This is a genomic window from Marinomonas sp. PE14-40 (assembly GCF_051623805.1).
Taxonomy (GTDB): Bacteria; Pseudomonadota; Gammaproteobacteria; order Pseudomonadales; family Marinomonadaceae; genus Marinomonas.
On sequence record NZ_CP130700.1, the window covers coordinates 3,015,492 to 3,038,026 of the forward strand.

A 22,535-nucleotide genomic window follows, 5' to 3' on the forward strand; every position below is an offset into this window, starting at 1 on the left:
AAGGTGATCGTTAAAATGAAAGAGACTGACAATCAAAATACTCCATTCACACCGCCTTTATGTGATGCCCCTGACCCTTTTATTACCAAGCCAGATTTTGACCTACCTCTGGGTTCTATTGATTGTCATGCCCATGTCTTTGGCCCTCTAGATAAATACGACTACACAGAAAGCAGAAGCTATACACCGCCTGATGCGCCAGTAGGTGCTTACTTACATATGCATAAGCAATTATCCATTAGCCATGGCGTATTAGTACAACCTAGTGTGTATGGCACAGATAACAGTCTGCAAACCGACACACTGAATTACCTACGTAAGCTAGGTAAAGACTACAAGGGCATTGCCGTTGTCGATGCCAATATCAGTGGTGAGGCGTTAGACGAACTTGCCTTATCTGGCCATGTGGGTGTGCGCATGAACCTGCTCTTTAAAGGCGGAATAGAATGGGACGATGTGTGCCATTTAGCCGAACGCCTAGCCAAGCGCAACTGGCATCTACAATTCTTAATTGATATCGCGAATTTCGATGGTTTCGCCGACAAGATACGCCAGCTCCCCGTGCCTGTGGTGATAGATCACATGGGGCATATGGACACAGGTTTGGGGTTAGATCACCCTGCTTTTCAAGACTTATTAAGCCTATTAGAAGAAGGCCGAGTTTGGGTAAAACTCTCAGGGGCTTATCGTACCAGCACCCAAGCCTGCACCCCTTTTAGCGATGTCACTCCTTTTGCCCAAGCACTGGTTAATGCCAATGCCAAGCAATGTGTTTGGGGCTCAGATTGGCCTCATCCTCACTTTGATAAAGCCATGCCAAACACCACAGATTTGTTAAACGAACTCACTCAATGGGTGCCTGATGAAAGCTTACGCAATCAAATTTTAGTGGATAACCCAAAGCGCCTTTATCAGTTTGATTAAGCCAATAGAGATAAGATAAGCGCCTCATGTTGGGAGCGCTTTGCGACTAGTTTTGTCATCTCATCTTGAGCGAATTCAGCTCGTATAATCAGGCCTTCAATAAAGGTGAGTAGCATCTCTGCTTTTTCCTCTATGTCTGTCAGTGTTTTATCCAAAGCATCCTGTATTAACTGACCTAACCAAGCTTTATGATCTAAGGCTATCTGGCTGATTTTTCTGTTATTTTGTTTAAATTCAGAAAGGGCGTGCATAAACATACAACCCTGAAAATGATCCGACATAAACCAAGCATAATGCCAATCTAAAATGGCTGATAAGCGTTGAAAGCTGGCCGTTTTAGCATCTAACTTTTTATCTAACATGGCTTGATTAGTCGCATTTACTTTAGCAAATAATTCCTCTTCAAAGCGTAGATGACGCCTCTTTAGTACCGCTTCTATCAAGCCATCTTTACCACCAAAGTGGCGGTAAATCGTAGTTTTAGAAACGCCCGCTGTGTCTCGAATCAGATCAACACCCACCGCCGTATAACCCTGCTGATTAAATAAGGATTCGGCGCAATCTAAAATATCGTGTTTGGTGCTCATGTTTTTCCCTAGGGCTTGCTCAGGTTTTCAGCTAACTCTTTTAAGTCTTGATAAAATGGTACAGACCTGTACAGTTACAGACAGTACAGATCTGTACCATAGCATACAGGTCTTAAAAATAATTGTTAGTGTGCTTATTCAAAGCACACACGGTGAGGTGCAAAGATGGGTAGATTCTCAGGGGGTGGCAAGCTAGTTCCAAAGCCAGATGCGAAAGTCATTGCGACAGGTTTTATCGGTGGTTTTGTGGGTATATTAAGCCTAGCCTTACTTACAAATTGGTCTGGCTACCCGCTGCTTATGGCACCCTTTGGCGCGACCTGTGTCATTCTATTTACCGCAGCCGCAGCACCTTTTGCACAACCCAGAAATGTCATAGGGGGTCACTTTATCAGCGCTTTAGTGGGCTTAGTTGCTCTCTACTTTTTTGGCCAAGGCCCTATTGTGATGGCATTCGCGGTGGCAACCGCCATTGCGGCCATGCAATTTTTTCGAGCAGTGCATCCACCCGCTGGGGCAAACCCTTTGGTCATTTTAATGGCAGGCAGTGCAGGTTTTGATTTTCTATTATTACCGGTTTTATTAGGCAGTATTATCTTGGTAGGTGTGGCAGCTGTGATCAACAATGTCAAAGCAGATGCCAAGTGGCCGCTTTATTGGATAGGTAAAGACTAATTAAGGGTTAGGAAACTGAAAACGAAAATAGTTATTCATCATACTGTCTCATCTGCTTTCTATCTGGTGCCAAATAAGCAGTATGATGAATAAGGTTTTCAATCATTGAAAACTAACGCGGAACGGAAAAGAGGAAATCAATCACGAGTCCTAAGCTAAGAGACGAATAATTCGTTCAGCTTCGGCCTGTATAAAAGGCATAACCTTTTGCATAAAGTACATTTTGTCGAACTTGTTAGGCTCTTCATTCATCAGGCGTCTCAGGTTCTCACCCGTCACCATTCGAAGTGATGTCCCTATATTAAATTTAGACACCCTAGTTTGCTTAAGCTTTAAGATGTCTTCTTCTTTAATACCTGTGGTGCCATGAATCACCAGTGGAATATCTCCCACTAAACCAGCAATTTCTTCAAGCCTAGGGTAATCAATCACTGAGTCTGGCGTAGTTAGCCTGTGTACATTACCCACAGCAACCGCCATGGCATCTAAGCCACTCTCACTGGCATAGGCCGCTGCTTCTTCTGGTACTGTGCTGATAGATTTAATATGGTCACGACCTTCGTTATAGGCAACCGACCCTATCTCACCTTCGACACTCACCCCCATGGCATGCGCAACCTGTACAACTTGCTTGGTACGGCGAATATTCTCTTCTAGCGGAAGCTGAGAGCCATCAAACATGACAGAAGAAAAACCATGGTGAATGGCCTGATACACTATCTCTTCTTCATAAGTGTGATCCAAATGCACACACACCTTGGCAGAGCTATTATGGGCAAGAGAAAGCAGCATTTTAGCCAGTGCTTCCACTCCCATAAAATCGACCATGTCCTTATTTGCCGCCAGAATAACCGGGCGCTTTAAGGTTTCGGCCGCAGCAACAATGGCGCGGCCTTCTTCGTATCCAAATACATTGCAGCAAGGAATGGCAGAACTCCCATTCGCAGCATCTGGCAAAATATCATTCAAGCTAACTAGCATGTTTTACTCCATTACTTGAATTTGCTGATCATGTCCTTGATACCAGGGATAGTATGTATCTGATATTCATGGTGCGGATCAAAGTGTTGAATGAGAGACTTAGAGTGTTCGCCCACAATGACAGTGAAGTAATACATTTCATAACCAGGCGCGGCAACACAAGGGTGGTAGCCCTTATCGATAGCAATCACACTGCGGTTTTTAATATGGTAAACAGGGCCAATATCGTCTTCGTGCTCATATAAGAATTGGGCACCAAAACCTTGATCCGGATTAAAACGGAACTGATACACTTCTTCGTAGCGAGTTTCTTTTGGTAGACGCTCAGTATCATGTTTATGAGCAGGAAAACCAGACCAGCCCCCTGCGCCGACGGTAAAGAGTTCGCTCACTAGCAAACGCCCTCTTTGACCCGCATTTTTCTGCCCTAGGATGTGCTTAATTTTACGGTGTGTTTTGGTGTCGTCACTGCCGTACTGCACTTGGTCGCTGTCTTCTGGTTTCACTTCAAATGGCTCAAGGGTTTCTTCAAACTTACCACCAGCAACCATGATGTCAGCATTTTCAGACACACAGGTAATCACAACCGTCGCACCCAAAGGAGCATAAACAGCCGCAGGGTTACCGTCCCAGACATTTTTACGTTTGCCGATGTTATCAAACACCTCATCATTAACCTTGATGCTACAAGTACCGCCAGCAAGCACGACAGCTGTCTCATATTCATCTAACTGATAAGTGTGACTTTCACCTTGTTCTAAGAACACCTGATTGAAATAAATCAGTGGTGTGGTGTCGTCATTCACATCAATAATCGGTTTGTTCTCATTGTTATAAGCAGCAATATGCTTTCCCATAATTCTTATCCTTCCAGAGTATTCGTTTATAATTTTTTATAGTCTTTTTTAAGCCGAGCTGTGGTTAATAGAGCCAGCTAGGCTGCAACATTTCTTTGTTCGATAAAGTCTAATAATTCTTGTTTGGTTGGCATGGCATCCGTACAGGTTTTACGAGAAACATTGATAGCAGCGGCAGCCGAACCCAGCTTCACGCCATTGGCTAAGGTGTCCCCTTGAAGCAGTGAATACAGCAGTGCTCCAGCAAAAGAATCACCCGCACCAAAAGGCTTTTTCACTTCAACCGGGAAGATGCCTTGTGCGAAGTACTCGCCGTCTCGTGTGTATACCTTGGAACCAAATTCACCGGCCTTAATAATGACCACTTGAGTTGATCCTGTAAGGAAGCGTTTCGCTGTCTTGTCATCGTCTTTATTGCCTTGGTCGACAAGGTGCTCCATCACATCAAATTCTTCACGGTTACCTATGACTATGTCTGACATGGATGCCACTAGCTGATAGTAGGTCGCTGAATCTTCTGGCGACGCCCAAGAGTAAGCTCGGTAATCCACATCTAAAACCACTTTTGTGCCAGCGGCTTTAGCGTATTGAATTGCCACTAAGCAGGCTTCCCGAGAAGGGCTAGATGACAAAGCCGTCCCTGTGACTAACAAAACTTTGGCACTGGCAATATAAGACTGGTTTACTTGCTCAGCCGTGAGGGATAAGTCCGCCGCATTATGACGATAGATCACCACTTCACAGTCTTTTGCCTTCATTTCGGTAATGGCCAAACTGGTACGTGTGCCGGAGGCATCCAGCACAACACCCCGTGTATCCACCCCTTCGCGGTTTAGGTAATCGCATACATATCGACCTAAACCATCGTCAGAAACACAAGAAATCAAACCGGGTTTTGCCCCTAAGCGAGCCAAGGCCACAGCGATATTGGCAGGAGAACCACCCACATGTTTGTCGAAGCCAGAAACATCAAGGAAGTCGGTATTCTCTTCCTTGGCGTAAAGGTCAACGCCGGCACGGCCAAGGCAGATCACATCGATCGGCCTATCTTTTGGAAAGTTAAAATCCATCATGCAAAATCAACCCATTTAGCATTGTCATCGGCTGATTCAACACAACGTTCTAAGAGTTGAACCCCTTCGATACCCGCATCAATATCTGGGTACCAGGTGTTATTCACTGTTTCTAAATCGCCCGCATTCATGGCCTTCATCACAAGACCAAAACGGCTATATAAATTGGCCCAAGATTCAAAGAAACCTTCAGCATGGCCACCACCAATACGGTTGCTGCTCACACCTAGATCATCATTATGTAGATAACCCATACCACGCTCTAATACGCGTGCAGGTTCACCTTGAATTTCATAGCTGAGTTGGTTTGGTCTTTCATCCCACCATTCGATACTGGCCTTTTCACCTATCACACGTATCTTCTGCTGGTGCATAGAACCCGCATTTACACCGCTTGCCCATAATGTGCCGACAGCACCATTGGTAAAGCGCATCATCACATGGGCGTTGTCTTCTAACGGCGCACGGGATTTCACAAAACTCTGACGAGTACAGCACAAAGAATCGACGGTTAAACCTGCCATTAATTGGGCTAGGTAAAAAGCATGTGTACCCACATCACCCAAAACATAAGTCGGGCCTGAAACTTCTGGGTTCATGCGCCATTTAGCACCTGGGTCATTTTTCTCCACTTCGGTAGCATGGAAACCGTGGGCGAACTGCATGTTGATAACGCGAATCTCACCTAGATCACCACGTTGAATCATCTCTTTCGCCTGATGAATCATTTGGAAACCCGTGTAGCCATACATAACGCCAAAGATGCGGTTATGCTGGCTCGCAATCTCTTTAAGTTCTTGCGCTTCTGCCACGGTAAAGGTCACGGGTTTTTCACAAACCACATGCAAGCCCGCTAATAAAGCCGCTTTAGAAATAGCGTAGTGAGTGCCATTTGGCGTTGCGATAGACACGGCTTGGATACCATCTTCACGTTTGGCTTCTGTCTCAAACATGACTTGATAATCTGCATAACAACGATCCGCATCCAGACCCAAGTTAATACCGAAATCACGGCAACGATCCGCATCAATATCAAAAGCACCCGCAACCAATTTAAAGTGACCATCACGGCTAGCACCTGATCTGTGGGCATAACCGATTTGTGATCCACGACCGCCACCGACCATGGCCCAACGTAACGCTTCTGCTTTATTTATTTCTTCACTAAACATTGTCACTTCCTCTTACACGCCAGGACGTTGATGTGTACGCCCTGCACTAAAATCTGATACGGCTTTTTCGGTTCTTTCATCGCGAGTCACTTCTGGTAAACCCACTTCCCACCAGCAATCACAGCTAGACCACTTGGTGGAGTCGATATCAACCACTATGACAGAGGTTCTATCGGCTGCTTTAGCACGGGCAAAGGCCGCATCAAAGTCTTGCATAGAGCCTACTTTTTCACTGATAGCGCCTTGGGCTTCTGCATGTTTAGCAAAATCCACTCGGGCAAATTCTGTCTCTGGATTTTCACGACGACAGTCTTTTAATAGGTTGTTGAAGGACTCATTACCTGTGTTGTTTTGCAGCTTGTTGATCACAGCAAAACCCGCGTTATCACAGACAACAATGATCATCTTGTGGCCTGATAAAACCGAGCTGTAGATGTCTGAGTTAAGTATCATGTAGGAACCATCGCCCACCATGACCACAACATCATTGTCTGGGTTCGCGATTTTCGCGCCCCAGCCGCCTGCAATTTCATACCCCATGCAAGAGAAGCCAAACTCGATATCAAACTTACCAATCTGCTTGCTCTGCCAGTTCATATTTAGCTCAGCGGGTAATCCACCTGCCGCAGTCAATACGGTATCGCCTGCTTCAGATAAACGGTTCACAGCACCAATAACCTGTGCATAAGAGGCCATTTCATCCCCAGCTACCGCCATTCTGTCATTACAAAGGGCTTTCCAATCATCCGCTTGCTTTGTAGCTTGGCTAGACCAATCAGTCGACCCTTGCCAATCCGCTAACAAGTGGCTGATTTTAGTCATGGTGACCTTGGCATCGGCGATAATCGGCATGGATAAGTGTTTAATCGCATCATGTCGACCCACATTGATGCTGATAATTTTAAGGTCAGGGTTTCTAAACACAGACCAAGAACCCGTGGTGAAGTCCTGTAAACGAGTTCCTATCGCCACAACCACATCCGCATGAGCTGCTAGATAGTTGGCAGAATTAGAGCCAGTTACCCCGATTGGACCACCGTTTAATGGGTTGTCTTGCAACATAGTGGCGCGCCCAGCAATGGTTTCTATGACTGGCACATTATGTTTCTTAGCAAATTGCGCTAGCTCATCAGTTGCTTGCGAGTAATGCACACCGCCACCACTGATAATCAAAGGACGCTCTGCTTGGCTAATTAACTTAACGGCCTCTTCTAGGTCGCGCATTTCAGGTTCAGGACGACGAATTCTATGCACTTTCTCTGCGAAGAATTGCTCCGGGTAGTCATACGCCACACCTTGAATATCTTGCGGTAAACCGATAAACACAGGGCCGCAATCTGCTGGATCCAACAAGGTATCAATCGCTTGTGGCAAGGTTTGCAAAATTTGAGCTGGGTGGATAATCCTGTCCCAATAGCGAGTCACTGCTTTGAAAGCATCATTCGCTGTGGTCGATGGATTATGAAAATGCTCAGTTTGCTGCAACACTGGGTCAGGCAAACGGCTCACATAAGCATCCCCTGCAAACATCAACAAAGGTAATCTGTTGGTGTGAGCAATACCTGCTGCGGTAATCATATTGGTCGCACCTGGACCAATGGATGCTGAAGCAATACCAATTTTTTGACGCTTATTCGCTTTGGCATAAGCGACAGCAGCCATCGCCATAGATTGCTCGTTCTGACCACGCCAAGTCGGCAACTCGTCTTCAGCATTCTTTAACTGCTGGCCTAAACAGGTCACATTACCGTGTCCAAAGATGGCAAAAGAACAGCCAAATAAAGGCTCAACTTGTCCATTGATTTCAATTTTCTGTGCAACTAAATACTTCACTAATGCTTCGGCGAGTGTAAGGCGAACCGTTTTCATATCATGTCTCTTTTCAGTAGTTATAGGGGATGTGCTAATCCCAGTTATTAGGCTTTTTTACGTTTTTGTGCATCCAATAACACGGCACTGATGATGATCATGCCCTTGATAATCTGCTGCCAGTAAGGGTCTACGCCCAACATATTTAGGCCCTTGTTCATCACACCGATAATCAAAGCGCCGACAATACACATACCAACAGAACCCACACCGCCTGCTAAGGATGTACCACCGATAACGGCTGCAGCGATGGCATCTAGCTCCCACATGTTGCCGAACGTTGGATTACCTGCATAAGCACGTGAGGCCAACATAGCACCCGCCAAACCCGCTAAAGCACCTGCTAAAACATAGACTTTGACTAAGGTAATTTCGACGTTTACACCACAAATTCTGGCGGTTTTAACATTACCACCGATGGCGAAAACATGACGACCAAAGGTCATACGGCTCATCATGACGTGACAAACAACCGCCACTAGCACATAGATGATTACCAAGCCTGGAATGCCAAATACTGTGCCATCACCAATTGAGGTAAACGCATCAGAGCTCGCATCAACAGGACGACCATCACTGAATAATTGCGCCATACCACGGGCCATTGTCATCATGCCTAAGGTGGCAATAAAAGGAGGGATACGCCCATAAGCGGTAATCGAGCCATTGATCAGTCCACAGACACTGCCAACAAATAAAGCAGCACCAAAGGCAAATATGGTCATGCCATAACCTTCTGATCCTGTGACTATGCTTGCTCCGACAACCGACGCTAACGCCACAATAGAACCACCCGATAAATCAATACCACCAGTGACTATGGCAAAGGTAACCCCGATGGCAATAATGCCGAACATGGACACCTGTTCTAAAATACTGAGCACGTTACGAATAGAGGCAAAGCCATCTATTTTTAAAGACAAAGCAACAAACAAAAGCACCAAGATAATGAGCATGCCGTACTTGTTGAGAAATTCTGTGTAATTCGTTTTTGTTAAACTCTTATTTGCTAAAGAATCCATTAGGCAACCCCTTCTATGCGCAAGTCTGATGTGTCGATTGTTTGTTCGCTTGGTACGTCACCACCTGCAGCCATTTCTAAAATAACTTCTTGTGTGGCCTGTTCTCTGTCCACTATGCCTATCTCACGCCCTTCAGCCATGACCATAATTCGATCACTCAGTGACAAGAGTTCTAACATTTCGGAAGAGACGATGATGATGGCTTTACCCAGTTTGGCGAGCTCAACAATGAGTTTATAAATTTCGGCTTTGGCGCCAACATCTATCCCTTTGGTTGGCTCATCTAGGATCAGCACTTCAGGTTCAAGTAATAGCCAGCGAGCAATCAAAACCTTCTGTTGGTTACCGCCCGAGAGGTTATCGATAATGGTATCGACCGTGGGCGTTTTGATGCGTAATTGCTTCTTCATGTCTTCAGCCACATGGGAGGCAAGCTCATCTGAAATCAAACCAGATTTAACGTAAGGACTTAGCTCAGGCATGATCATGTTGTCGGTAACGCTCATATTGAGCATCAGGCCTGTGAGTTTTCTATCCTCAGTCACAAAGCCAATGCGTCGCTTAATGGCATCCATCGGCTTATAAATTTCGACGCGTTTGCCGTGTAAATAAATATCACCAGATTGCGCCGCTTTATAACCAAAGATGGCCTCGACCACTTCGCTTCGACCTGCGCCAACGAGTCCAGCAATACCAAAGACTTCGCCTTTTTTGACATCGAAACTGATATCTTCAAACTTGCCCGGTAAAGACAGGTTATTCACCTCTAATAGGGTTTCTCCTATTTCAACTCTTTCACGCTCAAACATTTCATCCATTTCACGACCAACCATCATATTGATCAGCGCTTCTTTGGTGATATCTGACGTTTTTTTGGTGCCTATGTACTCACCATCTCGAATGACAGACACTTCATCTGCTAGCTCAAACACCTCGCCCAATTTGTGGGAGATATAGATAATCGAGATACCTCTTTCTTGCACCTTACGCACTATCTTATATAGCTGTTGTACTTCTGATTCGGTTAAGGCGGTGGTTGGCTCATCCATGATGATAAGTTTGGCGTCGTAGGACACTGCGGTTGCTATAGCTAATAGTTGCGCTTTAGCCACCGAGACGTCTTGCATCAAGGTTTCCACTTCCATGGGAATACCTAATTCCTCTAGGACCTTAGCGGTTTCCTTATTCATGGCCTGATGATCCATTAAGAAACCTTTTCTTAATTCGCGACCGAGAAAGAAATTAGCGGCGACAGATAAGTTACCGGATGGGCTGATTTCTTGAGGCACCATGGCCAATCCGGTACGAATTGCATCGATCGGCACCTTAGGGGTAAAAGGTTGGCCATCAAATAAAATTTCGCCGCCTTCATCTGGAGTATAAAGGCCGTACAAAATTTTCATTAAGGTTGATTTGCCTGCTCCGTTTTCACCCATGAGTGCATGGATGCTGCCTTTACGGATTGTCAGGTTGACTTGATCAAGCGCTTTGACTCCTGGAAAAGTCTTACTCACATTGATCATTTCTAAAATGCTGTCGGAGTTAGTCATAAGCAATATTATTTTTATATGTGTCAGTCATTTTAAATAGAGGGCGACCTCTGCAACCGCCCTCTACTCTTTGGTACATCTCTTACTTAGGGAAGCACACGCTTACCTATTACTGCTTAGCAGCGTATTTCATTAGGTATTCCATTTTTCTGTCTTCGGCAACTAACTCAAAATCGATCCAGTTCATTTTCTGAACCTTCTGACCCATAGCTAGCTTGTACGCGATCTCAGCACCACCGTAACCTTGGCCACGTGCACTTTGGAAAACAGTTGAATCCAAACCTGAACCTAGGTACTCAAGCGCATCAGGAGTAGCATCGACACCAGAGATAATCATGTCAGCATCGGTTTTACCGGCTTTACGAGCAGCCAGTAACGCACCAATCGCCATTTCATCATTGTTGGCAACGATGACATTAATTTCAGGGTGCGCTTGCAATAAATCTTCTACAATTTGCAAAGCTTTAGCTCTATCCCAACGACCTTCTTGCTCAGCAACAACCTTGATATTGGAATATTTTTCGAAAACTTTTTTATTACCTGCAGTACGTTGGATCTGTGCTTCATGACCCAAAGCACCTAACAGGATAGCAACATTACCTTGCTTGCCATCTAGCATACCGGCCACACTTTCACCCTGAATAATGCCCGCTTGAATAGATTCAGAACCTACATAAGCGTCAACTTTACGCATGGTTTTTTCGCTTGGTAAGCGGTTAACTATGACAAGAGGGATGCCAGCACGATTGGCTTTTTTAGAGATAGGCTTAACAATGGCAACATCGGTTGGTACTACGAGTAAGGAGTTAACACCCGCATCAATAAAGTTATCCACGTCATTTAGCATCTTACTTGGATCTTCATTGGCGTCTGTCATTTTGATTTCAACATCAGCGTGTTTGTCATCAAACTCATTCACACCTTCAAACAAATAACTCATCCATTTATCTGCGAAAGATGGCATGGGAGCACCAATCACAAGAGAGTCAGCAAGTGCGATATTTGATGCAGAGCAAATGACAGCGGCAGCTAATAAGGTTTTTTTTATCATTTTTATTTCATCCTATATTGAGTCTCAACAAGTGGAAGCTGATGAAGTCAGTACACCAGCCTGATCACTCTTTAATCAGACTAGCAATATGAATTTATTATTGCAAGCGCTTGCAATAATAAATTCAAAACTTATTATGAGTAAGATCAAGTATTGAATAAATTAGGACGTAGAAGCATGAAGTTAGACTTAGGCAATGCACCTTGCTCTTGGGGAGTTGAACAGGCGAATAATCCAGAAAATCCAGAATGGCATAAGGTATTAGATGAAAATAAAGCCGCCGGATTTAATGGAATTGAACTCGGGCCTGTTGGTTTTTTTCCAGAAGATCCAAGTATTTTAGGTGACGCTTTGGCTGCACGTGAGTTGCAATTGACCGCGGGTGTTGTCTATCGCCCGTTTCATGATCCAGCCGCATGGGAAGATGTTTTAGACGGCGCTCATCGTACGTTTAAAGCCTTGGTTTCACATGGCGCTAGCACAGGTGTATTGATAGATTCGATTGCTGCTGAACGCGCTTTAACCTCAGGCAGACCAGAAGAATCAAGGCGTTTAACCGGTAAAGACTGGTCTAGCATGATGGATAGAATCGACACCATTGCCAAAATAGGAAGCTTAGAATACGGCCTTGATATTGCCCTACATGGCCATGCTGCAGGCTTTATCGAATACCAAGATGAGATAGAAAACACCTTAGAAAGCGTTGATGAAAAGTACCTATCTTTGTGCATAGACACAGGCCATTGTTTATTCGCAGGCTTTGATCCAATTGCGTTTTATCTCAAACATCAAGCGCGTACCACTTACTTGCATTTTAAAGACACAGATCCCTTAGTAAAAGAAAGAGTCATTCGTGACAGAGTCAATTTTTATGACGCAATCAAACAGGGTTTGTTCTGTAATTTGGGCAAAGGAGAGTGTGACTTTGGCCGCTTATTCAAAGCCATGGAAGAGGTAAATTTTAGTGGTTGGGCCACGGTTGAACAAGAGTGCGATCCACTTGCTCAATCCAGCCTTCAAGACGCCATAAGTAATCATCAATACCTGAATAGTTTAAGAATATCCTAAATTAGTAGGATACTATTTAATCAGTAGGTGATTGATTTGAATAACACTCATTTTGTAGTTGTTGTATAATTGCCGACTTTATACGAGTATTTGCATGGAAATGCGCCTAAATGGGGTTAACTAGCTTATGTCAGAAAACAGATTCAAACATGTAACGCAAAAAGAAGTTGCAGAGAAAGCTGGTGTTTCATTGTCCGCTGTTTCACGTGCATTTACCGATGGTGCCAGCGTGTCACCTAAAACCAAAGATAAAATAGAAAAAGCAGCCAAGGCATTAGGTTACAAACCTAATATTTTGGCTCAATCTTTGATGACCAATCGCACTAAACTCATTGGCATAGTTTCAAGTAATTTTGAAAACCCCGCCTTTATTGAAGTATTCGATTTAATCACCCGAGAATTACATGCAAGAGGCTATCGCTGCTTGTTAGAGAACCTCACCGAAAAGTGTGAACCCGAAGCTATTTTAGACCGTTTACTCCAATACCGTGTTGATGGTGTGCTCTTTATCTCTTCTGTATTACCCACGATTTTTGCCGAAGTTTGCGCCAAAGCAAAATTACCAGCGACCATTATGTTTGGTCGAGCTAATACCAGCGGTGAAATCAACATAGTAACCGCTGATAACAGTGGTGGTGGTAAATTAGGTGCAGAGTTACTCCTGCAAAAGGGCTATCAAAGAATTGCATTTTTAGGCGGCCCTGAAGACGCTACGACCACTATAGATCGCAAGCAAAGCGTGATTGATACCTTAAAAGAAAACGGCCATGAGCTGGTTACTATAGAGCATTGCAGCTCTTATTCTTATGAAGCTGGACGTCAAAAATCTTATGAGTTATTAACTCGAAACCAAGACATAGACGCCATTTTTTGTGGGGATGACATTCTTGCGATTGCCACTCTAGATACGGCAAGAGAGTTAGGTAAGCAGTGCCCTGAAGATATTGGCATCTTAGGCTTTAACGACATCTTGATGGCTTCTTGGGGCGCTTACAATCTAAGTACAGTGCAACAACCCATTCAGCAAATGGTCTTGGCTGCCGTGGATATTATTATTGCCCGCATTGAAAACCCAGAGCTGGGAACTGAGACACGTTTGCTACCTTGCAAGTTGGTCGAAAGAGGCACCTTAAAATCCTAATACCGATGCCCTCTCGCCCTTCATTTCGCTTTATTCCAACTCAGTCCATTTACCTTGGTTATTACTCGATTTCAGTGCTGCCTGCACAAATTTAACCCCTTGTGCACCGGCTTCAATATCAGGGAAAGAATAAGCCAATGGGTGCGCTGCCTTACCTGTTTTTTGAGCCACAACCGCCTCCGCTAAATCGCTATAAAGGTTAGCGAAAGCTTCGCGATATCCCTCTGGATGACCGATGGCAATACGAGTCACGCGATTGGCAGCCTCATGTAAGCCGACACCGCCTTTCTGCAATAATCTGGTACCTTGATCTAAGCTACGAACAAGCAGTTGATTGGGTTGCTCTTGATGCCATTCAATCCCGCCTTTACTACCAAAGACACGAATGTATAAACCATGGTCAGCCCCTGCTGCAGCTTGGGTGATGTAAAAATTACCACGAGCATTATTCGCGTAACGAGTTAGTATGCCAGCATAATCATCGGCCTCTCTTCCAGGCACTAGACTGGTTACATCGGCACTTAATTCGCTCGGTTCCATACCCGTTACAAATGACGCTAGGTGATAACAATGGGTAGCAATGTCTCCCAATATCAAAGAAGGACCCGCGATTTCTGGGTCCATATGCCAATTAGTTTTATCTATTTCTGATGGTGTCAGCTCAGCCAAATGCCCTTGCACATAATCACACTGCACCATGCGAATTTCACCTAACTCACCAGCAGCAATTAATGCTTTAGCTTCACGCACCATAGGGTAACCTGAGTATCCGTATGCGACGCAGCACTCTAGTTCAGACGCCTGCACTCTTCGCACCAAATCCAAGGCTTGATCTAATTCATTGGTTAAGGGTTTTTCACACATGACATGAAAGCCATGTTCAATAGCCAAACAGGCGATCTCATAATGACTATTATTGGGTGTCATAATGGCAATAACATCGACACCATCTTCTCTTGCAGATTCCGCCAGAATCATTTCTTCTGGATTAGCATAACCTCGATCAATACCAAGCTGTTCAGCACTGGCAATCGATTTATCAGGGTTGGATGAAAAAACCCCAGCTACCACATCATAATATTCTTCAAGTGTCGCAGCCCCTCGATGCACTATGCCAATAAAAGAACCAGGGCCACCACCTATCACACCCAATCTTAGTTTACGCCCTAAAGCATCAATCACAGGATTTGCTATCATACGAATAACCTCACACCATCATGCTTAACAAAAAAAGAGAAAAGCAACACGAGGTTACTTTTCTAACAAGGAGGAACTACTGTTTTTGATTGATTAAGCAATCAGATTCTTGTTAATAAACGCCAGACTCTCTTTTGCATTTTCCAAAGAGCTATTATCTTTCGCTGCTGGATCGACATCTTGCTCAACGGTTACCCAACCTCGGTAATCAATTTTTTCTAGCGTTGATTTCACTTCAGAAAAATCCACACAACCTTGGCCTAATGGGCAAAATACACCATCACCAATGGCTTTATAAAAATCAATATTATTGGCAGTGACGACCTCAAGAACAGGCTTATTAATATCCTTAAAGTGCAGATACTTAACTCTATCTTGGTAAGTTTCAATCAATTCAGATGGGTTAATACCCGCATAAACACAGTGACCAGTATCCACGCATAAACTCACTAGGTCCTTATCGAGTTCAGCCATGGCTCTATCCACTTCATCGCGATACTCAATGAAGGTACCAGCATGTGGGTGTAAAACAGGGATAATATTGTATTCACGACAGACTAAGGCCAGTTCACGAATAGTGGTCATCATTTCATTCCACTGTTCATCAGGAAGACGATAAGCGGTTTCTACTTGGCCTGCCTGATCTGTTCTTGGTGATGAAACATGATCGATGACTACCACATACTTTGCATCTTGAGCCTGTAACAGCTTACAAGTGGCATGGGTGTATTCAAGAATTTCAGCTCTTTTGGCAGGGTCATGCAGATGCTTAAAAATGGTACCTGCAATCAGTCCCAATCCATTCTCTTGTAGGCTGTTTGATAATTCAGCCTTATCCGTAGGCAAATAGCCCAGTGGGCCTAATTCAGTTGCTTTATAACCTGCCTGAGAAATTTCAGATAAAACAGTTTGCCAAGAAGGATTATCAGGGTTATCAGCAAACTCGATTCCCCATGAACAAGGCGCGTTGGATAATTGAAGTTTCATTATTTTTATACTTCCTACGAATAAGTTAATTTAAAAGACCATAAATACATTAATGCAAGCGCTTGCAATAATCAATATGAAGAACTCAAATTAATGCTCATAAAAGCAACAAAACGACAAATATCAAACTTATCAAAAGACTCACTTTTCAGCTCACATCGCCTCTACCCAACAAACCTAAACGCTTGAGAGTTACCTAAAACCATTCGCTTACTGAGTGTTTTCTCACCAATTTTGTCGCAAATAGTTTGAAGTTTGTCGTGATAACGAAAGATTTTGGCGGCATGGCCCCTTCCTCAAATATCTAAGTGGGTAAGATAAAACCACTCACGCATTATTCGAACAGGCTGAAAATAGTGACTTGAAGTATTCTAAAAATAATAAATAGGAAGCTACCTATGAAACAAAAGACTACCACCCCAGTCACAATTCCCAGTTTAGGTGTTGCCCTAATTCCCATTGTGTTAACGATAGGTTTACTCGGCATTCAACTTTTCTATTATGATGACTTCACCCCTCATATCGCCCTTGCTATTGGTTTTGCCATTACCGCCATTGTTGGTTGGTCGCAGGGTTCCCGTTGGAAGGACATAGAGTCAGGTGCCTTTCATGTATTACATGTTGCCATGCCTTCAATCGCGACTTTAATCGTCGTAGGTATGTTGGTCAGTACTTGGATTGCTAGCGGTACTGTACCTACCTTGATTTATTACGGCCTTGAGCTGATTGATCCACAATGGTTCTTAGCCGCCAGCATGATGTTATGCGCCGTGGTTTCTGTCTCTATCGGTACCAGTTGGACCACAGTCGGTACTGTCGGCTTGGCACTGATCGGTATAGGTTCCGCCTTTGAAATTCCGGTTTACTGGACCGCAGGTGCCGTCGTATCTGGTGCGTTTTTTGGGGATAAGATCTCCCCTCTTTCAGATACCACTAACTTGGCAGCAGCGGTAACTGAAACGAATGTGTTTGATCACATTAAAAACATGATGCCAACCACTATCCCATCCATGATTATCGCCTTTGTGATTTATCTTTTTGTGGGTGGTTCAAGTGTGACGGACCTGTCGCAATTAGAGCAGATCAATAGCTTCAAGCAAGGCTTAGCAGACAATTTTGATATCGGCTTTCTACCGCTATTGCCTCTTATTGTTGTGATGACCTTAGCCTTTTTCAAAGTCTCGCCAATTCCAGCACTTTTTGCTGGTTTCATTCTAGGTGGTGTTATCGCTGCGGCTAACTATGGTTACAACTTCAATGAAGTACTTACCTATGCTCATAGCGGCTTTAAAATAGACACAGGCACAGATTCATTAAATAGCCTATTGAATCGTGGTGGTGTGACATCCATGACTTGGGTAATCACCTTGATGATGTTTGCCCTCGCTTTTGGTGGCGCACTAGAGCGTACTGGCTGTCTTGAATCTGTCGTTGGTGCCATCATGCGCACAACTAAGAGTTTCAAAGGCCTACAAACTAACGCTATTTTGACCTCAGTTGCGACTAACGTGGTATCAGGTGATGTTTACCTTTCTATCGCATTACCGGGCCGCATGTATGGACCTGAATACAACAAGCTAGGTTACAGCCGTCTTAACTTATCACGTGCTATTGAAGAAGGTGGCACACTTGTTTCACCTTTGATTCCTTGGAACGCTGGCGGTGCATTTGTAATGGGTGCTCTAGGCTTAAGTGTGGCGGGAGGCGATTATTCTGCCCTACTCTATATTCCTTTAGCTTTTGCCTGCTGGTTATCACCTGCCATTGGCATTCTCTATGCGCAAACGGGCTGGTTCTGTAAAACCGCCGAAGCAGAAGAAAGTGAGACAGATACCCAAGCACAACAAAGCACTAGCAATAAAATAGAAAACCCAGCTTAATTAGCGTTTTCTTATACAAACAAAAACCAGCCCCTGTCTTTTTTAGGGTGATAGGGGCTGATCTTGTACCTCGTTTCAATACCTTCAAGTATTGAACCGGGGTTTTATACTTTTATTGATCCTACAATATTGCGCCATTGAATATTCGATCACCTTGCCTAATACTTATTTGCTAAGGAGAAATTAACGATGCAAATGCAATCACAAACGCCGCCAAAGACCTTTACCTATGGCTTTGTATTAGTCGAAGACTTCTCCCTTTTGCCTATGACCTCGGCCATAGAAGCCATGCGTATGGCCAATCAAGTACTAGGCTTTAAAGCCTATTCTTGGTACACAATTACCCACAATGGCGCACCAGTAAAAGCCAGTGATAGCATTAGCATCTCCGCTGATTTTGACTTTAGTTCCAGCTTCAATCAGTTTGATACCATTTTTGTATGTGCGGGTATTAATGTCGTCAAACAAGCCAACCCCAAGCTAGTGCAATTTCTCACTCGCATTGAGCAAAAGCATCAAAAACTTACCTTAGGCTCTCTTTGTACAGGTACCTATTTGCTCGCCCATGCTGACCTGATAAAACAGTCTCGTTGCACCATACAATGGGACCATATGGAGATGTTCTGTGAAGCATATCCATCACTAAATATCGAAAGTTCTCTGTTTGTGATTGATGACAAGCGCATCACCTGCGCTGGCGGTACGGCGGCGCTGGATATGATGCTCAATATTATTCGCCACGATTTTGGCCGAGATGTGAGCACACAAATTGGAGAAATATTTTTAGCAGATCGTATCCGTAGCGAAAATGAGCGACAAAAGATCCCGCTGCAGGCCTCTCTTGGCAGTAGTCATGAATCACTTATTAACGCCGTGAGCTTGATGGAAGCTAATACGGAAGAAGTGATAGATTTAGATTCTATCTCCGACTATATCAATGTTTCTCGCCGCCAATTAGAACGCCTTTTTAACAAGCATTTGAAGGACACTCCGTCTCGCTATTATCTAAAAATTCGCCTCAATAAAGCCCATAGATTACTGACTCAAACCAGCATGTCGATTACCGATGTGGGTATTTCCTGTGGCTTCTCCACCACGCCGCATTTTAGTAAGAGTTACCGTGACTTTTTTGGCATTTCGCCCAGTAATGAAAGGATTCAGCATTAATTGAAGTAAGAGCGAAAGTACTCTTAATAAGCTGTAATACACTAAAAAGGGCGCTAACAAGCGCCCTTTTTGTTAGCTCTGTATTTAGTTAACGAAACGCAAGGTCCCTTGGCCAAAGAGCAATTTCAGGGAAGTTTACTAATAGCACTGTGACAGCAAATAAGATGAATAGGAAAGGATGAATCCCTCGAATCACATCGATAAAAGGACGCCTAAACACAGCCACGGCAGTAAATATGTTACAACCAAAGGGGGGTGTTGCGGCCCCGATGGCAACCTGCAAGGTAATCATGACACCGATTAGTACAGGGTCTAAGCCGGTTGCTTTTACCAAAGGCGCAAAGATAGGCACTAGGATAAGAATCACCACGATCGAATCGACAAACATGCAGCCCACAAAGAAGGCAACATTGATAGCGATCAAGGTGGTTACGACTCCCGCCCCTTCTAAGCCCAAAGAGGCAATAACCTGCTGCGGAATTTGCGCATAAGACAGCACCCAAGAGAAAGCGGCACCTGCGGCAATCAAGATAAAGACAACAGACGTCACGGCACTGGTCGAAAGCGCAATGTCTCTCGCATCTCTCACATTAATCGAACGGAATACGCATAGCTCTAAAATCAAAGCATAAAGTACGCAGACAGAAGCCGCTTCGGTTGGACTGAAAATCCCACCATAAATACCACCGACCACTATCACAGGGAAGCCCGCTGGCCAGATAGCACGACGCAAGGAGTAAAGGCGCTCAGACCAACTCGCTTTGGCTTCGACTGGAATATTGTGTCGTTTGGCGTACCAGATACAATAAATGGAGAAGAGGACAATGATGAGTAATCCAGGCCCAAGACCTGCAATAAACAATTCAGAGATGGAGGTACCTGAAATCACCCCATAAATGATCATGCCAATAGAAGGTGGAATCAGATAAGCCAAATCCGCCGCATTGATAATTAAACCAATGGAGAAAGAGTCGTTATAACCTGCTTTCAACATCCTAGGTCGCATAGCACCACCCACAGCAACCACGGTTGCTTGAGTCGAGCCACATACCGCACCAAACATAGCGCAGGCGGCGGTGACAGAAACGGCAAGGCCACCACGAAAATGCCCCATAAAGCGCATAACCACATCAATCAAGCGATCGGCCGAATGGCCTCGGGTAATGATTTCTGCTGCGAGAATAAACATGGGAACAGCAATCAAGGATGAAGGTTTTACTCCGCCTATCATCTGCTGAATCAAGAGCTGTAAACTCAGGTCAGGGTAATAGATGAAGAAAGCAATAATAGCCGCGCACAACAGTGGCATCATCATAGGAAAGCCAGCAAGTAATAACACCAGCATGACACTCAACATTACTAAAGTCATCGTCTTGGCTCCTGTGGTGAAACCGGATTAAGGGTAATATTATCGGCTTTATCTTCAGACGCTAATTGCGCATTTCCTATCATCTCCTTGATATCTGCATCCTCATATTCATCCACCACACTAAATGAAATAAATACCTTAGGATCCTTATGATCTAGGTTTTTAATCGCCGTTAAAAAGTATTGGATTGAGGCTAATAACAAACCAAGCGCAACCCACATATAGGTAAGATAAAGGGGAACTTGCAGCGCTGGGGTAACCCAACCTCGTTGTGCAATTTTAAGAACATATTCAAGGGCAGACCAAGCCAGAAGTAACATAACAATGGCTGTCACAAAGGCGATCAATACCATTAAGAGTTTTCGTTTGGCCGCGGGCAAAATATCGTAGAAAGCAGACATACGGATATGTTTACCTTGTCGAGTAATATAGCCAAGCCCCATAAAAGTAATGATGACGATCAGAAACTGATTTAACTCGTCGGAGAAATATAAACTCTGGTTAAAGAGATAACGTCCAAAGACGTTGGCGATAGAGTTAGTGGCCATGGCAACGATGGATAAGGTTAAAATCAGGCTTTCAACCTTACCAATAAAGTTGTCTAAGCCAGTTAATACTCGCCCAAAATAGGAATTTGCTTGAGGCATAATGCACCTCCTTAAATCAACAGACTCTGATACCCAAATGACATTTGGGAAAAAGAGAAAAGGCCTGACTTTGTTAAAGCACTAACAAGTGACAATTTACAAAAAGCAGGAAATTGAAAACAGGCGTCCAGTTTGGGTCCAGACACCTGTTAATTTAGTTAAAGATTTTTGCTTTCATTTAAAAGGTTAGTCAGCAGTTCTTGGCCTCGTGCGCCAACTATGTCGCTAAAGGCAGAGTGAGTAGCACTACTTCTTTGACGAAATACCGCCTGCTCTTCTGGGGTTAACTTAACGAACTCAATTTCAGGTTTAGCGGCTTTAATTTTGGCCAGTTTTTCCTGATTGAAGCGCAGCACCACATCATCAATAAAGCCACGCATTTCAGCCATAGTTTCACTAATTAGGGTTTTCTTTGCTGGCGAAAGGGTGTCGTACCAATCACTGCCAGAAATGATGCTGGTTACTAGCTCTTGCTCGCCAGCCCAAATCATATAATCCGTCACTTCATAGAACTTCATTTCTTCGATTGTCGGTACTGGGTTGATCTGACCATCAACAATTTTAAGCTGCAAGGCACCATAGACTTCACCAAATGGTAGAGGCGTCGGGCTAGCACCTAGATCTTCATAGGCTTTTAACAAGATAGGCGACACCATGACTCGCATCTTGAAGTTATCTAGATCATCCGGTTTGCGCACTTCTTTATTGGTTGTCCAAACCTGCGGCCCTTCTGAATACATGGTGTGTAACTTAAGGCCTCTATTGATAAAGTCGTTACCTAGCTCGCTATAAATCACCTTACTTGAACTCAACATAGATGAGATAGCGCTGGACTCAGAAGGCAGTGCATAAGGTAATAAGAAGAGTTGAGACTCAGGTACGATAGTGCCTAAGTTACCAACGGAAACGTTGGAAAAGTGCACCACACCATAAGAGGTTTGCTCAATCAGTTGAGTCGGTGTCCCTAAGGACCCGAGTGGAAAGACATTAACCGTTATTTCCCCATCGGTTTTTAATTCAATTTTTCGTTTAAATTCTTGCGCATAGGCATCCATGATTGAGCCGGGGATTTCCTCAATCGCAAACTTCCATTCTTCTGCCTGCAACAAACTAGACATACTCATCACACTTGCTGCTAATACTAATTTTTTCAAAGTTTTGTTTAATTTAAGCATTTTATAAAACCTCGTTATTCGTACTTATTATTGTTCTGAAAAACCACACCTAAAAAAGTGTTGGAAAAGGTTACAAATCATTCGATTCCAAATTAGTATTGCAAAGGAAGTTATATTAAAAAATATAAAAGATATTATGTTTA

At 44.0% G+C, this 22,535-nt stretch carries 20 protein-coding genes; 6 read left to right on the forward strand and 14 right to left on the reverse strand.

Annotated features, from left to right (window positions below; all coding sequences use genetic code 11):
- Nucleotides 1-15 precede the first annotated feature (15 nt).
- The gene (locus Q0A08_RS14030; RefSeq protein WP_438462145.1) at nt 16-924 is read left to right on the forward strand and encodes an amidohydrolase family protein; all 909 of its coding nucleotides are present in this window, start codon (nt 16-18) and stop codon (nt 922-924) included.
- Here Q0A08_RS14030 and Q0A08_RS14035 read toward each other — a convergent pair.
- Complete coding sequence (locus Q0A08_RS14035; protein WP_438462146.1) at nt 921-1,511, reverse strand: TetR/AcrR family transcriptional regulator; 591 nt, start codon at nt 1,509-1,511, stop codon at nt 921-923. The genes Q0A08_RS14030 and Q0A08_RS14035 overlap by 4 nt on opposite strands.
- A gap of 165 nt (nt 1,512-1,676) precedes the next feature.
- On the opposite strand from Q0A08_RS14035, the gene Q0A08_RS14040 reads away from it, so the two are divergent.
- A complete protein-coding gene (locus tag Q0A08_RS14040) occupies nt 1,677-2,186 on the forward strand; it encodes an HPP family protein (protein WP_438462147.1) in 510 nt (169 codons plus the stop codon).
- Between the two features lie 150 nt (nt 2,187-2,336).
- Here Q0A08_RS14040 and Q0A08_RS14045 read toward each other — a convergent pair whose 3' ends face one another.
- The 8 genes from Q0A08_RS14045 to Q0A08_RS14080 form a co-directional block, all read right to left on the reverse strand.
- A complete protein-coding gene (locus tag Q0A08_RS14045; RefSeq protein ID WP_438462148.1) occupies nt 2,337-3,167 on the reverse strand; it encodes a class II fructose-bisphosphate aldolase in 831 nt (276 codons plus the stop codon).
- 11 nt (nt 3,168-3,178) lie between these two features.
- Nucleotides 3,179-4,024: a 5-deoxy-glucuronate isomerase gene (locus Q0A08_RS14050; protein ID WP_046015792.1), complete on the reverse strand. Its 846-nt coding sequence runs from the start codon at nt 4,022-4,024 to the stop codon at nt 3,179-3,181.
- Nucleotides 4,025-4,101: 77 nt separating this feature from the next.
- Nucleotides 4,102-5,097: a 5-dehydro-2-deoxygluconokinase gene (gene iolC, locus Q0A08_RS14055; RefSeq protein WP_438462149.1), complete on the reverse strand. Its 996-nt coding sequence runs from the start codon at nt 5,095-5,097 to the stop codon at nt 4,102-4,104.
- A complete protein-coding gene (locus Q0A08_RS14060) occupies nt 5,094-6,269 on the reverse strand; it encodes a Gfo/Idh/MocA family protein (protein ID WP_438462150.1) in 1,176 nt (391 codons plus the stop codon). The genes iolC and Q0A08_RS14060 overlap by 4 nt, the downstream gene beginning before the upstream one ends.
- 12 nt (nt 6,270-6,281) lie before the next feature.
- The gene (gene iolD, locus Q0A08_RS14065) at nt 6,282-8,138 is read right to left on the reverse strand and encodes a 3D-(3,5/4)-trihydroxycyclohexane-1,2-dione acylhydrolase (decyclizing) (RefSeq protein ID WP_438462151.1); all 1,857 of its coding nucleotides are present in this window, start codon (nt 8,136-8,138) and stop codon (nt 6,282-6,284) included.
- A 47-nt stretch (nt 8,139-8,185) separates the two neighbouring features.
- The gene (locus Q0A08_RS14070; protein WP_046015788.1) at nt 8,186-9,160 is read right to left on the reverse strand and encodes an ABC transporter permease; all 975 of its coding nucleotides are present in this window, start codon (nt 9,158-9,160) and stop codon (nt 8,186-8,188) included.
- A complete protein-coding gene (locus Q0A08_RS14075; protein ID WP_438462152.1) occupies nt 9,160-10,710 on the reverse strand; it encodes a sugar ABC transporter ATP-binding protein in 1,551 nt (516 codons plus the stop codon). Before Q0A08_RS14075 ends, Q0A08_RS14070 begins: the two co-directional genes overlap by 1 nt.
- 109 nt (nt 10,711-10,819) lie before the next feature.
- On the reverse strand, nt 10,820-11,761 hold the full coding sequence (locus Q0A08_RS14080) for a substrate-binding domain-containing protein (RefSeq protein WP_438462153.1): 942 nt from the start codon (nt 11,759-11,761) through the stop codon (nt 10,820-10,822).
- Between the two features lie 177 nt (nt 11,762-11,938).
- Between Q0A08_RS14080 and Q0A08_RS14085 the strand changes: the two genes are divergently transcribed.
- Both Q0A08_RS14085 and Q0A08_RS14090 read left to right on the forward strand, forming a co-directional pair.
- On the forward strand, nt 11,939-12,829 hold the full coding sequence (locus tag Q0A08_RS14085) for a TIM barrel protein (RefSeq protein WP_438462154.1): 891 nt from the start codon (nt 11,939-11,941) through the stop codon (nt 12,827-12,829).
- A gap of 127 nt (nt 12,830-12,956) precedes the next feature.
- Nucleotides 12,957-13,970, forward strand: a complete 1,014-nt coding sequence (locus Q0A08_RS14090) for a LacI family DNA-binding transcriptional regulator (protein ID WP_438462155.1) — start codon at nt 12,957-12,959, stop codon at nt 13,968-13,970.
- 30 nt (nt 13,971-14,000) lie between these two features.
- On the opposite strand, the gene Q0A08_RS14095 is transcribed toward Q0A08_RS14090, so the two are convergent.
- Entirely contained in the window at nt 14,001-15,167 is a 1,167-nt protein-coding gene (locus Q0A08_RS14095) for a Gfo/Idh/MocA family protein (protein WP_438462156.1), read from the reverse strand.
- 93 nt (nt 15,168-15,260) lie between these two features.
- Nucleotides 15,261-16,154, reverse strand: coding sequence for a TIM barrel protein (locus Q0A08_RS14100; RefSeq protein WP_438462157.1), 894 nt, complete (start codon nt 16,152-16,154; stop codon nt 15,261-15,263).
- Between the two features lie 398 nt (nt 16,155-16,552).
- On the opposite strand from Q0A08_RS14100, the gene nhaC reads away from it, so the two are divergent.
- Together nhaC and Q0A08_RS14110 are read left to right on the forward strand one after the other, a co-directional pair.
- On the forward strand, nt 16,553-18,034 hold the full coding sequence (gene nhaC, locus Q0A08_RS14105; protein ID WP_438462158.1) for a Na+/H+ antiporter NhaC: 1,482 nt from the start codon (nt 16,553-16,555) through the stop codon (nt 18,032-18,034).
- Nucleotides 18,035-18,223: 189 nt separating this feature from the next.
- Nucleotides 18,224-19,201: a GlxA family transcriptional regulator gene (locus Q0A08_RS14110; RefSeq protein WP_438462159.1), complete on the forward strand. Its 978-nt coding sequence runs from the start codon at nt 18,224-18,226 to the stop codon at nt 19,199-19,201.
- Nucleotides 19,202-19,289: 88 nt separating this feature from the next.
- Here the strand turns inward: Q0A08_RS14110 and Q0A08_RS14115 are convergent, their stop codons facing one another.
- The 3 genes from Q0A08_RS14115 to dctP form a co-directional block, all read right to left on the reverse strand.
- The gene (locus Q0A08_RS14115; protein ID WP_438462160.1) at nt 19,290-20,570 is read right to left on the reverse strand and encodes a TRAP transporter large permease; all 1,281 of its coding nucleotides are present in this window, start codon (nt 20,568-20,570) and stop codon (nt 19,290-19,292) included.
- Entirely contained in the window at nt 20,567-21,217 is a 651-nt protein-coding gene (locus tag Q0A08_RS14120) for a TRAP transporter small permease (RefSeq protein ID WP_438462161.1), read from the reverse strand. The genes Q0A08_RS14115 and Q0A08_RS14120 overlap by 4 nt, the downstream gene beginning before the upstream one ends.
- 158 nt (nt 21,218-21,375) lie before the next feature.
- Nucleotides 21,376-22,392, reverse strand: coding sequence for a TRAP transporter substrate-binding protein DctP (gene dctP, locus Q0A08_RS14125; RefSeq protein ID WP_438462162.1), 1,017 nt, complete (start codon nt 22,390-22,392; stop codon nt 21,376-21,378).
- Between the last annotated feature and the right edge of the window lie 143 nt (nt 22,393-22,535).